Here is a 13,912-nt window from a genome sequence, read left to right on the forward strand (position 1 = left end):
TGATCACCTGCATCCACGAAAAAAACGCTCACTCACAGAACCGGTCCCGTGCCGCCTTGGCACGCTGAAAGATCTCCAACAGCCGATCGCCGTCACCCTGGGAGATCGCCCGGGTAATCATGTTCAGGTCATCCTGGTAACGGGCAATCACCGACAGGATCGCCTCCCGGTTGGACAGGCAGATATCCCGCCACATCACCGGATCACTGGAGGCGATGCGGGTGAAATCCCGAAAGCCCCCAGCGGCATAGCGGAAGATCTCGTCCCGCTCGCCCATGCGGGCCAGGCTGTCCACCAGACCGAAGGCCAGCAGATGGGGCAGATGGCTGGTGGCGGCCAGGACTTCGTCGTGGTGGGCCACGGACATGCTCTCCACCACTGCCCCGGTCTCTTCCCACATGGTGCGCACTTTGGCCAGTGCGCCGATATCCGTGGTTTCCAGCGGGGTGAGGATCACCCGCCGACCCTGAAACAGCGTGGGAAAGGCTGCCGCGACACCACTGCGCTCAGTCCCGGCAATGGGATGGCCGGGCACGAATCCATGGGGCATTTCACCAAACCCCTCCCGCACCGCATCCACCACGCTGCCCTTGGCGCTGCCCACATCGGTAATGGCGGCCTCGGGATCCAGATGATCACGAATGGACTCACAGACACCGCCCATGGCCCCCAAGGGCACCGCCAGCACCACCATGTCGGCACCGGCCACCGCCTCGGCCGGATCCAGGCTGTAGCGGTCGATCACGCCCAGCTCCACCGCCTGGCGCAGATGGCCCTCGGAACGGGAGCAGCCCACCACTTCCTGGCAGGTACCGGCCTGACGCAGAGCCAGGGCCAGGGATCCGCCGATGAGGCCGACACCGAAAATGGTCAGACGACGAATCACCGGCTCAACACCTGATCCAGGGCGTCGATGAAACGCCGGTTCTCATGGGCACGTCCCACCGTCACCCGCAGGTAATTGGGCAGGCCGTAGCCGGCCACGGGACGCACGATCACCCCCTGATGCAGCAGGGCCTGATACACCGGCCCGGCCTCCCGGCCCATGTCGATGCACAGGAAGTTGCCCACGGAAGGGATGAACCCCAGGCCTCGCTCGCGGCAGGCGGCGGTGAGAAAGGCCAGACCTTCCCGGTTCACCCTGACGGATTCACGCACATGGGCGTCATCTTCCAGGGCCGCCAGGGCGCCGGCCTGGGCCAGGGTGTTGGTATTGAAGGGCTGGCGCACCCGATTGAGGATGTCCGCCACCTCCGGACTGGACACCGCATAGCCGACGCGCAGGCCAGCCAGACCATGGATCTTTGAGAAGGTCCGGGTCACTACCAGGTTGGGGAATTCCGCCAGCCAGCGGGTGGTATCCGGGTATTCGGCTTCTTCCACGTATTCGAAATAGGCCTCGTCCACCACCACCAGGGTCTCCCGGGGCTGGGCGGAAATGAAGGCCTTGAGGGAGGCGCCATCCAGCCAGGTGCCGGTGGGGTTGTTGGGGTTGGCCACGAAGATCACCCGGGTATGGGCATCCACCCGGTCCGCCATGGCGGCCAGGTCGTGACCATAGGGCATGGCATGGTCCGCGGGATTGGCCGGCGCGGTTCGCGCCTCGGCATCCATTGCCTGCACCACCAGAGGATAGACGGCGAAGGCATGGGCGGAGAAGACCGCGTTGCGGCCGGGAGAGAGATAGGCCCGGGCAATGAGCTCCAGCACGTCGTTGGAGCCGTTACCCAGGGTGACACAGGCCGGCTCCACCCCCAGCACCTCCCCCAGACGCCGGCGCAGGGCAAAACCGCCTCCATCGGGATACAGGGCCAAGCCATCGAGCAGCCCACCCAGGGACTGGATGGCACGGGGACTGGGGCCCAGGGGATTTTCGTTGGAGGCCAGCTTGATGCTCTCGCGGATGCCCAGCTCCCGCTCCAGTTCCTCCACCGGCTTGCCGGGCTGGTAAGGCATCAGGCTCTGAACCCCGGCATTGGCCAGGGCACGGTAGTCACAGCTCATGTTGTCTCCGGAGTTGATTCTTGGAAGCCGTCGAAAAATTACCCGGCCACACGGATGTGCGCATCCCCGGTGCCGGGGCCTACAGGACGGCCTTGGGGTAGGAGCCCAGCACCTTGACCAGTTCCGCTTCCTGTTTCAGTTCCACCAGGGCCTTGGCCACATGGGCATCCTGGGCATGCCCTTCGATGTCCATGAAAAAGACATACTCCCAGTTCACGCAATGGGAAGGCCGGGACTCGATCCGGGTCAGGCTCACGTCATTATCGGCAAAGGGCGAGAGCAGGCCATGGAGGGAACCGGGACGGTTGCGGGCGGACACCAGCAACGAGGTCTTGTCGTTGCCGGAGGGCCCGCTGGAACGGGGACCGATCACCAGAAAGCGGGTGGTGTTGTCCGGCGAATCCTCGATATTGGCCGCCAGCACGCTGAGGCCGTAAAGCTCCGCCGCCGCCTCGCTGGCAATGGCCGCCGATCCCGGCTCCCGGGACGCGCGCCGGGCCGCATCGGCATTGCTGCTCACCGACAGGCGCTCGGCATGGGGCAGACGGGCATCCAGCCACTCCCGGCACTGGGCCAGGGACTGCTGGTGGGAATAGATCCGCTCCACCCGGGACAGCGCATCGGCCGTGGACAGCAGATGGTGATGAATTCTCAGCTCCACCTCGCCACAGATGCTCAGGGGGGACTGCATGAAGCGGTCCAGGGTATGGGTCACCACCCCTTCGGTGGAGTTCTCCACCGGCACCACCCCGTAGTGGGCACTGCCGGATTCCACTTCACGGAATACCTCGTCGATGGCGCTCATGGGCACGGTATTGACCGAATGCCCGAAATGCTTGAGGGCGGCCGCCTGGGTGAAGGTCCCCTCGGGCCCCAGGAAGGCAATGGACAGTTGCTGCTCCAGGGCCAGACAGGCGGACATGATCTCCCGAAACAGTCGGGCCATCTCCTCGCTGTTCAGGGGCCCCGGATTGGCTTCCTGAATCCGGCGCAACACCTGGGCCTCCCGCTCCGGGCGGTAGAACTCCGCCCGGGGATCGGCGGCCCGCTTGATGCGGGCCACTTCCTGGGCGCAGTCGGCCCGCTCACTGATCAGACGCATGATCTCATCGTCCAGCGCATCAATGTGCTGGCGAATGCCATCCAGCGTCTCCCCGTCCTGACCACTCATGTCTCGACCTGCTTCTACTCGTGGGACCTGTTACAGGACGCGGACCCGCAACACGCCGTCAATGCCCGCGATGGCGCGGGCCGCCTCTTCACCGATCTCGCCTTCCACGTCGATGAGATTGTAGGCAACTCCGGCGCGGGATTCATTCACCATGTGAATGATATTGATGCTGTTCTGCCCCAGCACATGGGAGATCTGACCCACCATGTCCGGCAGATTGCGGTTGATGACCGCCAGACGGGTCTTGCCCGCCCGGGGCAAGACCACCTCCGGCAGATTCACGGAATTGCGCACGTTACCGTGCTCCAGGTACTCACGCAGCTGATCCGCCACCATGACGGCGCAGTTTTCTTCCGCCTCCTGGGTGGAGGCCCCCAGGTGCGGCAGGGCGATCACCCCGACCTGGCCCATGAGGTGGTTGCTGGGGAAGTCGCACACGTAGTTGCGCAGCCTGCCCGCTTCCAGGGCCTCAAGCACGGCGGCTTCGTCCACAATGCCTTCACGGGCGAAGTTCAGGACCACGGCACCGTCCCGCATGCTTTGAAGCCGTTCCCGGTTGAGCAGGTGACGGGTGTGATCGTTCAGGGGCACATGGAAGGTGACCATGTCACAACGGGCGATCAGATCGTCCACGCTCAGGGCCTGCAGCACGCCCGCATCCAGTTGCCAGGCGGCACGCACGGTGATGTGCGGGTCAAAGCCGATGACGTTCATGCCCAGGGCGCGGGCGGCGTTGGCCACCTGCACGCCGATGGCCCCCAGGCCCACCACGCCCAGGGTACGACCGGGCAGCTCAAAACCGCTGAACTGCTTCTTGCCGGCTTCCACCTGCTTATGCAGGGTTGCATCATCCCCGGTCAGATTGCGGGTGTAGTCCCAGGCCTGGCAGATGTTGCGGGCCGCCAGCAGCATGCCGGCCAGCACCAGTTCCTTCACCGCGTTGGCATTGGCGCCGGGGGCATTGAAGACCGCCACGCCACGCTCGGTCATGGCATCCAGGGGGATGTTGTTCACCCCGGCGCCGGCACGGCCCACAGCCTTGAGGCTGGCGGGAATTTCCATCTGGTGCATGTTGAAGGAACGCACCATGACGGCATCGGGCTGACTGATCTCGGAGGCCACTTCGTAATGCTCGTGTCCGAACCGGTCCAGGCCCTTGGGAGAGATGTTGTTCAGGGTGAGGATCTTGTACATGTCAGGCCTTGCGCTGTTCGAAGTCCACCATGAATTCCACCAGGGCATCGACGCCGGCCTCGGGCATGGCGTTGTAGATGCTGGCGCGCATGCCACCCACGGAGCGGTGGCCCTTGAGGGTGGTCAGTCCCGCCTGCTCGGCTTCCTTGAGGAACAGGCCGTCCAGCTCGGGGTCCGCCAGGGTGAAGGGCACGTTCATGCGGGAACGGGCGGCCACGTCCACCGGGTTGGTGTAGAAGGCGGAGTTGTCGATGGCCTTGTAGAGCTTCTCGGCCTTGCGGCGATTGATCTCGTCCATCACCTTCAGACCGCCGATTTCCTTGAGCCACTGGAACACCAGGCCGGCCAGGTACCAGGCATAGGTGGGCGGGGTGTTGGACATGGACTCGGCTTCCGCCTGCACCTGATAGTCGAAGATGCTGGGGGTGGATGCCATGGCGCCGCCCAGCAGATCGTCACGCACGATCACCAGGGTGAGGCCGGCGGGACCGATGTTCTTCTGGGCGCCGGCGTAGATAAGGCCGAAACGGGAGACATCCAGGGGACCGGACAGGATGTTGGAGGACATGTCCGCCACCAGGGGCACGTCACCGGATTCGGGGATCCAGTGGAATTCCACCCCGCCGATGGTCTCGTTGGGGGTGTAGTGCAGGTAGGCGGCATCGCTGCCGCGCTGCCAGGTATCGAAGGCCGGGATGGTGGTGAAGTTACTGTCGGCGGCGGTGGCCACCACGTTCACATCCGCATATTTCCTGGCTTCGGAGATGGCCTTCTTGGACCAGGCACCGGTATTGACGTAGTCCACCCGGCGCTTGTCCCGCAGCAGGTTCATGGGGATGGCGGCGAACTGGCCGGTGGCGCCACCCTGCAGGAACAGTACCTTGTAGTTGGCGGGGATCTGCAACAGATCCCGCAGATCCTGTTCCGCCTGGGCGGCGATGGAAACAAAGGCCTTGCCACGGTGACTCATTTCCATCACCGACATGCCGGTCCCGTTCCAGTCGAGCATTTCTTCGCGGGCGCGTTCCAGCACCGGCTCGGGCAGCACGGCGGGGCCGGCGCTGAAATTGTAGACTCGTGTCATGGTTTGCTCCAGGGTTGGATCACACTACGAATACGGTTGGTCGCCATCCAGGCAGCAACGGCCCCCGTGGGACCGGCCTTTGTGGGGTCACCCCTCCACGGCAGGCAGTTTGCGGGGCCGCAGCGTGTTTCTTGAGTCGCTGACGGACTCAGGCATCAGCATCCTCGGGGGCGGCATCATCCTCGCCCTCCCCATTGAGACCTTCCACCCGCGCCAGTTCCACCAGCTTTTCATCGTCGGACAGGCGGATCAGCCTCACGCCCTGGGTATTGCGGCCCAGCACGGAGATATCGGCCACCGGGGTCCGCACCAGCGTGCCGCCATTGGTGATGAGCATGACCTCGTCTTCATCACCCACCAGGGTCGCGCCCACCACGTTGCCGTTGCGGCCGCCGGTCTGAATGGCGATGACACCCTGGCCGCCGCGGCCATGGAGCGGGAAGTCTTCGGGTGGTGTGCGCTTGCCGTAACCATTCTCGGTGGCCACCAGGATGGTGCCCTGATCGACGATGATCAGGGAAATCACCTGCTGGCCCTCGTTCAGTTTCACACCGCGCACGCCACTGGCGGTACGCCCCATGGCACGGACGGAATCCTCATTGAAACGGATGGCCTTGCCGGCGGAAGTGAGCAGCATGACGTCCTGCCGACCGTCGGTGAGCTTCACATCCACCAGCCAGTCCCCATCCCGCAGACCCACGGCGATGATGCCGTTGGAACGGGGCCGGGAGAAATCCACCAGCGGCGTCTTCTTCACCACGCCTTCGCTGGTGGCCATGAAGACATAGACGTCCTCGCTGAACTCACGCACCGGCAGGATGGCATTGATCCGCTCCCCCTCTTCCAGGGGAAGCAGGTTGACCATGGGACGACCGCGGGCGATACGGCTGCCCAGGGGCAGTTCATAGACCTTGAGCCAGTAGGCCTTGCCGCGACTGGAGAAGCACAGGATGGTGTCGTGGGTATTGGCCACCACCAGACGATCCACGAAGTCCTCGTCGCGGAAGGTGGTGGCGGTCTTGCCCCGGCCGCCACGGCGCTGGGCACGGTAGGCGCTCAGGGGCTGATACTTGGCATAACCGGCATGGGAGAGGGTGACCACCACGTCTTCCTCGGTGATCAGATCCTCCAGGGTCAGGTCAAGCTGGGTGCTCAGGATCTCGGTCCGGCGTTCATCGCCGTACTGTTCCCGGATCGCCTCCAGTTCCTCGCGAATCACCGCCATCAACCGGTCCGGGCTGCCAAGGATCTCCAGCAGGTAATGGATGCGCTCCAGCAGTTCCCGGTATTCGGCGACGATCTTGTCCTGCTCCAGCCCGGTCAGACGATGCAGGCGCAGATCCAGGATGGCCTGGGCCTGGGCCTCGGACAGATGATAGCCGTCTTCCCTCATGCCGAATTCCGGCGCCAGATCCTCGGGGCGGGAAGCCAGGGCCCCGGCACGCTCCAGCATGCCGGTCACCACGCCCGGATTCCAGGCCCGGGCCAGCAGCCCTTCCTTGGCTTCGGCGGGGCTGCCGGAGGCCTTGATCAGGGCGATGACCTCGTCGATATTGGCCAGTGCCACCGCCAGGCCTTCCAGCACATGGGCCCGCTCGCGGGCCTTGCGCAGCTCATAGATGGTCCGTCGGGTCACCACTTCCCGGCGATGGCGCAGGAAGGCCTCCAGGATCTGCTTGAGGTCCAGCAGGCGGGGCTGGCCATCCACCAGCGCCACCATGTTGATGCCGAACACGTTCTGCATCTGGGTGTGCTGATAGAGGTTGTTGATGATCACCTCGGGGACTTCGCCGCGCTTGAGTTCCACCACCATGCGCATGCCGTCCTTGTCGGACTCGTCCCGCAGCTCGCTGATGCCTTCGAGCTTCTTCTCCTTGACCAACTCGGCAATGCGCTCCAGCAGCCGGGCCTTGTTCACCTGGTAGGGCAGTTCGGTGACGATGATGGACTGGCGCCCGGTCCGCTCGTCGGTCTCGATCTCGGTGCGGGCACGCACATAGATGCGGCCGCGGCCGGTGCGGTAGGCCTCGTGGATGCCGCGATCGCCGTTGATGGTGCCGGCGGTGGGGAAATCCGGACCCGGCAGATGCTCCATCAACCCGTCGATACCCAGTTCCGGGTCATCGATCAGGGCAATGCAGGCATTCACCACCTCGGTGAGGTTATGGGGTGGGATGTTGGTGGCCATGCCCACCGCGATGCCGGCCGAGCCGTTGATCAGCAGATGGGGCAACTGGGCGGGGAAGACCGAGGGTTCGGACTCGGAACCGTCGTAGTTGTCGACGAAGTCGACGGTTTCCTTGTCGATGTCCGCCAGCATTTCGTGGGCGATCCGGGCCATGCGGACTTCGGTGTATCGCATCGCCGCCGGGGCGTCGCCGTCCACGGAGCCGAAGTTACCCTGCCCATCCACCAGCATGTAGCGCATGGAGAAGGGCTGGGCCATGCGCACGATGGTGTCGTAGACGGCGGAATCACCATGGGGGTGATATTTACCGATCACGTCACCGACCACGCGGGCGGATTTCTTGTAGGGCTTGTTCCAGTCATTGCCCAGCTCGCGCATGGCGAAGAGGACGCGACGGTGTACCGGCTTGAGTCCGTCCCGCACGTCGGGCAGGGCGCGCCCGATGATGACACTCATCGCATAGTCCAGATAGGACTGGCGCATCTCGTCTTCGAGATTGACGGGGAGGATTTCTTTGGCGAATTCGGCCATTCAGTCTCAGGGCGTGATGATGGGCGGATAAAGGGATCAGAACAAGCGGGTGATCATACCACAACGTCGGGATAGCCTGGGTGTTGCCGACCCGTCTGTCACGCAGTTACGGCAATGGCCCCGGGACATCCGGCGGGCCGGCGCCGGCCTTGCGGTTGCCGGACAACGCCCGGCAACCGCAAGGCCGGGTCAGCGCCCCGACATCAGGGCCAGCATCTTCTCCCGATCCGGCCGTTCCACCACGCCTCGCTCAGTGACGATGGCGTCGATCAGTCCGGCGGGGGTGACGTCAAAGGCCGGGTTCCAGGCCCCTGCCCCATCGGCGGCCACCCGCTTTCCGGCCAGCTCCAACACTTCCTCGGCCCCGCGCTGCTCGATCGGAATGGCGCTGCCGTCGGCCGCTTCCATGTCGATGGTGGTGGTGGGGGCCACCACCATGAAGCGCACCCCATGATGCCGGGCCAGCACGGCCAGACCATAGGTACCGATCTTGTTGGCGGCATCGCCATTGGCGGCAATGCGGTCCGCGCCCACGATCACCCAGCTCACCCGATCTTCCCTCATCAGGCTGGCGGCCGCGCCCTCGCACAGCAGGCTGACCGGAATGCCGTCCTGCACCAGCTCCCAGGCGGTCAGGCGCGCCCCCTGCAGCCAGGGTCGGGTTTCATCGGCAAAGACATGGGGAATCAGGCCCTTGGCGTAGGCACTGCGGATGACTCCCAGGGCGGTGCCGTAGCCGCCGGTGGCCAGCGAGCCGGTATTGCAGTGGGTCAGCACGGCCTTGCCGGGCTCGATCAGGGCGGCGCCCAGTTCGCCCATGCGGCGGTTGCCTTCGATGTCGTCGTGATGGATGCGCTCGGCCTCAAGCAGCAGTTCGGCGGTGGGGTCGACGCCGTCGGGCAGGCGATCCATGAGTCGGCGCATGTGGGCCAGGGCCCAGAACAGGTTCACGGCGGTGGGACGGGAGGCCGCCAGGGTGTCCAGATCCGCCTGCATGGCATCCCGCCAGTGGGATGGATCACTGGACCAGGCCTGACGGGCGGACAGGACCACCGCATAGGCGGCCGTCACCCCGATGGCCGGGGCGCCGCGCACCACCATGTCGCGAATGGCCACGGCCGCCTCCGGGGCCGTATCCATGTCCAGATAGATGGATTCGTGGGGAAGGCGCCGCTGATCCAGCAGGCGCAGGTGAGTGCCGGTCCACTGCACGGCACGAATGGAGTCATGGGCGTGTGTATTCATGGGGCGGGATTGTATGTCCGCCATGATTCCGCCGCCAGTGCGCTGGATCAAGACCGATGTACCGCTTGCCCGCCGTCACGGGGTGCAGTTATCTTTTCCACCATGAAAAACGTCGAAAAAATGATCTCCGCCCGCTGGATCATCCCGGTGGAGCCGGACAACCAGGTTCTGGACCACCACACCCTGGTCATCCACGAGGGCCGCATACTGGATCTGCAGCCCACCCCCGAGGCGGAACGGCGCTACCAGGCCGACACCCACCGCCGCCTGGACCGGCACGCCCTCATCCCGGGCCTGATCAATGCCCATACCCACTCCCCGATGACCCTGCTGCGGGGGCTGGCCGACGACTTGCCCCTGATGGACTGGCTGCAGAACCACATCTGGCCCGCCGAAGGCCGCTTCGTCGGTGAGGATTTCGTCCACGACGGCAGCCTGCTGGCCGCCGCCGAAATGCTGCGCGGCGGCACCACCTGCTTCAATGACATGTATTTCTTCCCGGAAACCACCGCCCTGGTGGCCTCCCGGGTGGGCCTGCGGGCGGCCATCGGCCTCATCGTCATCGATTTTCCCAGCAGCTGGGCCGCCAACGGCGACGAATACATCGCCAAGGGACTGGAGATCTACGATCGCCACAAGGGCAACGCCCTGCTCTCCTTCTGCTTTGCCCCCCATGCCCCCTACACGGTGTCCGACGAGCCCCTGAAGCGGCTGGTCACCCTGGCCGACGAACTGGACCTGCCCATTCACATGCACGTCCATGAAACCGCCCACGAGGTCAACGAGGCCACCGCCCGCTTCGGTGTCCGCCCCCTGGAGCGGCTGGCCGGACTTGGCCTGAGCGGCGCCAATCTCATGGCCATTCACATGACCCAGCTGCAACCGGCGGAGATCGCCCACCTGGCCCAGGCCGGCACCCACGTGGTCCACTGCCCCGAATCCAACCTCAAACTGGCCTCCGGCTTCTGCCCGGTGCAGGCCCTGCTGGAGGCGGGCGTCAACGTGGCCCTGGGTACCGACGGCACCGCCAGCAACAACGATCTGGACATGTTCGGCGAGATGCGCACCGCCGCCCTGCTGGCCAAGGGAGTCAGCGGCAACGCGGCGGCCCTGCCCGCCCACACCGCCCTGCGCATGGCCACCCTCAACGGCGCCCGCGCCCTGGGCCTGGGCGATGAGATCGGCTCCCTGGTTCCCGGCAAGCGTGCGGACATCACCGCGGTATTCATGGATGACCTGGAATGCCGTCCGGTCTATGACCCGGTATCCCATCTGATCTATGCCTGCGGTCGCCACCAGGTCAGTGATGTGTGGGTGGACGGCCGCCCGCTGCTGCGGGACCGGCAGCTCACCACCATTGACGAGGCCGATCTGCACCGGCGCATCGGGATCTGGCAGGAGAAGATCGCGCGGGCGGATCATCAGACCGGTTCCGGATGAGCCACTGTTCGCGGCCGGCCCGCCCCCACGGGGATGACACCTGGAGGATTCCGGCTCCAGGTGGATAAAATGTCGCCCCGGTGAGTACAATGCCCCATCATTCCATCAGACCGAATCCCATGTCCGAGAGCCATCACAACGTCGACGCCGCCGAGATTGCCAAGTTTGGTGACATGGCCCACCGCTGGTGGGACCCCAACGGCGAATGCCGTCCCCTGCATGAAATCAACCCCCTGCGTCTGGACTACGTCGATGAAGGCTGCGGCGGACTCAAGGGCCTCAAGGTCCTGGATGTGGGCTGCGGCGGTGGCCTGCTCTCCGAAGCCATGGCCCGGCGCGGCGCCCAGGTCACCGGTATCGACATGAGCGAGGCCGGTCTGGGCGTGGCCCGCATGCACCTGCTGGAATCCGGCCTGGAAGTGGATTACCGGCAGACCTCCGCCGAGGCGCTGGCGGAAACCATGCCCGGTGCCTTTGACGTGGTCACCTGCATGGAAATGCTGGAGCATGTTCCCGACCCGGGCTCCGTGATCCACGCCTGCGCCCGCCTGGTGAAGCCCGGCGGCCATGTCTTCTTCGCCACCCTCAACCGCACGCCCCAGGCCTTCGCCATGGCCATCCTGGGCGCGGAATACCTGATGCGCATGCTGCCCAAGGGCACCCATGAATACGCCCGCTTCGTCCGTCCATCGGAGATGGAGCAATGGATGCGTGAGGCCAGCCTGACCCTGAAGGAACTGATGGGCATGCACTACCAGCTGCTCTCCGGCACCTACCGTCTTGGACCCGGCGTGGATGTCAACTACCTGGCCCACGCCGTCCGCGAGGCATAGGCCGAAACATCGGCCCAGACTCACCCGGGGAGATCAGTCCATGCCCAGTCGCGCCCCATTGCGTACCGTGCTGTTCGACCTGGACGGCACCCTGGCGGACACCGCCCCCGACATGTATGCCGCCCTGATCGCCCTGCAACGGGAACAGGGCGTGCCGGCACTGCCCTTCGAGAACGTGCGCAACCAGGTATCCCACGGCGGCGCGGCGCTGGTCAGACTGGCCTTTCCCGACGCCGAGGGGGATCACTTTGAAACCCTCAGGCAACGTTTCCTCGACCTTTACGCCGAACACTACCTGTGCCTGGAAACCCGCCTGTTTCCCGGCATGGAGACGCTGCTCCAGGCCATCGAGGAGCAGGGACTGAACTGGGGCATCGTCACCAACAAGCCGGCCTGGCTCACCGATCCGCTGGTGCGCGCCATGGACCTGCACCGGCGCGCCGTCACCGTCATCAGCGGTGACACCACTCCCCAGCGCAAGCCCCATCCCATGCCCATGCTGCTGGCCTGTGAACAGGCCGCCTGCCAACCGGCCGAATGTCTGTACGTGGGAGATGCCGAGCGGGACATTCAGGCCGGACGCGCCGCCGGAACCCACACCCTGGTGGCCCTCTACGGCTATATCGACGACGCCCAGGCACCCGCCACCTGGGGCGCGGATGCCGCCATCGATCACCCGGAGCAGATCCTCCCCTGGCTCCCCGCCGAGCCCGGGCTGGGGGTCGCCTCCCGATGAACAGGCATCTGCGCCTGGGCATCGCCCTGATCGCGGTGCTGCTCATGGCCCTGGCCTGGTGGATGGTACTGGCCGCCGAACGGGGCGTGCAGAGCCTGTCCCTCACCCGGGACGGCGTCCCCGTCACTCTGCTGCTGCCCGCCGTGAGCGAGCCGGCGCCGGGCGTGGTGATGGCCCACGGCTTTGCCGGTTCTGAACGCCTGATGCGCCACTGGGCCCTGACCCTGGCCCGCGCTGGCGTAGTGGTGGCCTTGCCGGACCTGAGTGGTCACGGCCGCAACCAGACACCCCTGGACTGGTGGAACGATCCTGAACAGTTCCAGCGCGACGTCCAGACCGCCCTGGATCTGCTGCTGAGCCGCCCTGAAGTGGATCACCGGCGCCTGGGGCTACTGGGGCACTCCCTCGGAGCCGGGGCCGCCATCGACGCCGGCAAGCTCCGCCTGGACGATGTCAGCGCCGTGGTGGCCATCTCCCCCGGCCAGAGCGAGGTCGGCCCGGGCAGCCCCCGCAACCTGATGCTCATGGCCGGCGCCTGGGAAGGCCCCTTCCTGGCAGCGGCGAAGACCCTTCTGGAACAGGCCGGCGGCGAGGGAGGAAATCCCCTGCAGGGCACTGCCCGTACCCTTACCGTCATTCCCCATGCCGAGCATATCGGCATCCTGTTCCGCCACGAGGCCCACACCGCCTCCCTGGCGTGGTTTGACCGGATCTGGGATCTTTCGGCCCCGGCCGTTTCCCCCAACCCCACCCTTGCCTGGTGGCTGCTGCACCTGCTGGCGGTCCTGATCCTGTGGCGCACCCTGGTCCCTCTGTTCACACCCGGAGGGGACCCCTCTTCCCTGCGGGGCATGCATCCGGACTGGCTGAATCATACCCGTCGCCCCCTGCTGCGTGCCGCCCTGAGCGGTGTCGGGGCCACCGCGGCCCTGATCGGTATCGGCGAGGTGATCTATCTGGATGGCCTGGGGGGCATCCTGGTGAGTCCCCAATTCGCCCTCTGGCTGGCCCTGGCGGGTCTGTTCTGGCTGGCCCTCGGCACCCGGCCACCCCGCCCGGAATGGGCGGACCTGGGCTGGGGAATGGTCATGTTCGGCGTGCTGATGCTGGCCTTCGGCGTGCTCGGCGCCAAGGTCTGGCTGGCCTGGTGGCCCCCGCTGCACCGCCTGCCCTATCTGCCGGTGCTGACCCTGCTGATCCTGCCCTGGGCCGTGGCCCTGTCCACCGCCCTGCTGGGGCGGGGGGGCATCCAGGGCTTCGGCCTTGGCCTGGGCATCACCCTGGTGACCATGGTCACCGTCGGCATTGCCGCCGCCGTGGTGGACGGCATGATGTTCCTGCTCATCATCCTGCCCCTGCTGCCGGTGATGCTGGCCCTGCCCCTGCTGGTGAGCCTGCCGGCACAGCGCCCCTGGGCCGGAGGGCTGGCCATGGCCGCCTTCCTGGGCTGGACCCTGACCATGATGTTTCCGCTGATTTAAACCGC

The 13,912-nt window shown here is 65.6% G+C and carries 11 protein-coding genes; 4 read left to right on the forward strand and 7 right to left on the reverse strand.

Going from position 1 to position 13,912, the window contains the following annotated elements; translation table 11 throughout:
* Window positions 1-28: 28 nt before the first annotated feature.
* The 7 genes from CKO35_RS09930 to mtnA all read right to left on the reverse strand — a co-directional run bounded on the left by CKO35_RS09930 (window position 29) and on the right by mtnA (window position 9,417).
* Window positions 29-886 carry a prephenate dehydrogenase/arogenate dehydrogenase family protein gene (locus CKO35_RS09930; RefSeq protein ID WP_200175407.1) on the reverse strand — a complete coding sequence of 286 codons (858 nt, stop codon included), beginning with the start codon at window positions 884-886 and terminating at the stop codon, window positions 29-31.
* Entirely contained in the window at window positions 883-2,004 is a 1,122-nt protein-coding gene (gene hisC, locus CKO35_RS09935) for a histidinol-phosphate transaminase (RefSeq protein WP_200175413.1), read from the reverse strand. The genes CKO35_RS09930 and hisC overlap by 4 nt, the downstream gene beginning before the upstream one ends.
* Window positions 2,005-2,083: 79 nt before the next feature.
* A complete protein-coding gene (pheA, locus tag CKO35_RS09940) occupies window positions 2,084-3,175 on the reverse strand; it encodes a prephenate dehydratase (protein WP_200175415.1) in 1,092 nt (363 codons plus the stop codon).
* Between the two features lie 30 nt (window positions 3,176-3,205).
* A complete protein-coding gene (locus tag CKO35_RS09945) occupies window positions 3,206-4,369 on the reverse strand; it encodes a phosphoglycerate dehydrogenase (protein ID WP_200175417.1) in 1,164 nt (387 codons plus the stop codon).
* Window position 4,370: 1 nt separating this feature from the next.
* Window positions 4,371-5,453, reverse strand: coding sequence for a 3-phosphoserine/phosphohydroxythreonine transaminase (gene serC / locus CKO35_RS09950; protein ID WP_200175418.1), 1,083 nt, complete (start codon window positions 5,451-5,453; stop codon window positions 4,371-4,373).
* A 148-nt stretch (window positions 5,454-5,601) separates the two neighbouring features.
* Window positions 5,602-8,172 (reverse strand): DNA gyrase subunit A, encoded by a 2,571-nt coding sequence (gyrA, locus tag CKO35_RS09955; protein WP_200175420.1) that lies wholly within the window; start codon window positions 8,170-8,172, stop codon window positions 5,602-5,604.
* A gap of 189 nt (window positions 8,173-8,361) precedes the next feature.
* Entirely contained in the window at window positions 8,362-9,417 is a 1,056-nt protein-coding gene (mtnA, locus tag CKO35_RS09960; protein WP_200175422.1) for an S-methyl-5-thioribose-1-phosphate isomerase, read from the reverse strand.
* Window positions 9,418-9,519: 102 nt separating this feature from the next.
* On the opposite strand from mtnA, the gene CKO35_RS09965 reads away from it, so the two are divergent.
* From CKO35_RS09965 to CKO35_RS09980, 4 genes are all read left to right on the forward strand, one after another.
* The gene (locus CKO35_RS09965) at window positions 9,520-10,857 is read left to right on the forward strand and encodes a TRZ/ATZ family hydrolase (RefSeq protein WP_200175424.1); all 1,338 of its coding nucleotides are present in this window, start codon (window positions 9,520-9,522) and stop codon (window positions 10,855-10,857) included.
* A gap of 119 nt (window positions 10,858-10,976) precedes the next feature.
* Window positions 10,977-11,690 carry a bifunctional 2-polyprenyl-6-hydroxyphenol methylase/3-demethylubiquinol 3-O-methyltransferase UbiG gene (gene ubiG / locus CKO35_RS09970; RefSeq protein WP_200175426.1) on the forward strand — a complete coding sequence of 238 codons (714 nt, stop codon included), beginning with the start codon at window positions 10,977-10,979 and terminating at the stop codon, window positions 11,688-11,690.
* Window positions 11,691-11,730: 40 nt separating this feature from the next.
* Window positions 11,731-12,426 (forward strand): HAD-IA family hydrolase, encoded by a 696-nt coding sequence (locus tag CKO35_RS09975; RefSeq protein ID WP_200175428.1) that lies wholly within the window; start codon window positions 11,731-11,733, stop codon window positions 12,424-12,426.
* Window positions 12,423-13,907 (forward strand): alpha/beta hydrolase, encoded by a 1,485-nt coding sequence (locus CKO35_RS09980; protein WP_200175430.1) that lies wholly within the window; start codon window positions 12,423-12,425, stop codon window positions 13,905-13,907. The genes CKO35_RS09975 and CKO35_RS09980 overlap by 4 nt, the downstream gene beginning before the upstream one ends.
* The last annotated feature ends 5 nt before the right edge of the window (window positions 13,908-13,912 follow it).

It is taken from the genome of Ectothiorhodospira shaposhnikovii, assembly GCF_016584105.1.
Taxonomy (GTDB): domain Bacteria; phylum Pseudomonadota; class Gammaproteobacteria; order Ectothiorhodospirales; family Ectothiorhodospiraceae; genus Ectothiorhodospira; species Ectothiorhodospira shaposhnikovii.

Bases quoted from the DNA above. Each gene is read 5' to 3' on its own strand.
- hisC (WP_200175413.1), bottom strand. From the start codon at position 2,004: ATGAGCTGTGACTACCGTGCCCTGGCCAATGCCGGGGTTCAGAGCCTG.
- pheA (WP_200175415.1), bottom strand. From the start codon at position 3,175: ATGAGTGGTCAGGACGGGGAGACGCTGGATGGCATTCGCCAGCACATT.
- CKO35_RS09945 (WP_200175417.1), bottom strand. From the start codon at position 4,369: ATGTACAAGATCCTCACCCTGAACAACATCTCTCCCAAGGGCCTGGAC.
- serC (WP_200175418.1), bottom strand. From the start codon at position 5,453: ATGACACGAGTCTACAATTTCAGCGCCGGCCCCGCCGTGCTGCCCGAG.
- gyrA (WP_200175420.1), bottom strand. From the start codon at position 8,172: ATGGCCGAATTCGCCAAAGAAATCCTCCCCGTCAATCTCGAAGACGAG.
- mtnA (WP_200175422.1), bottom strand. From the start codon at position 9,417: ATGAATACACACGCCCATGACTCCATTCGTGCCGTGCAGTGGACCGGC.
- CKO35_RS09965 (WP_200175424.1), top strand. From the start codon at position 9,520: ATGAAAAACGTCGAAAAAATGATCTCCGCCCGCTGGATCATCCCGGTG.
- ubiG (WP_200175426.1), top strand. From the start codon at position 10,977: ATGTCCGAGAGCCATCACAACGTCGACGCCGCCGAGATTGCCAAGTTT.
- CKO35_RS09975 (WP_200175428.1), top strand. From the start codon at position 11,731: ATGCCCAGTCGCGCCCCATTGCGTACCGTGCTGTTCGACCTGGACGGC.
- CKO35_RS09980 (WP_200175430.1), top strand. From the start codon at position 12,423: ATGAACAGGCATCTGCGCCTGGGCATCGCCCTGATCGCGGTGCTGCTC.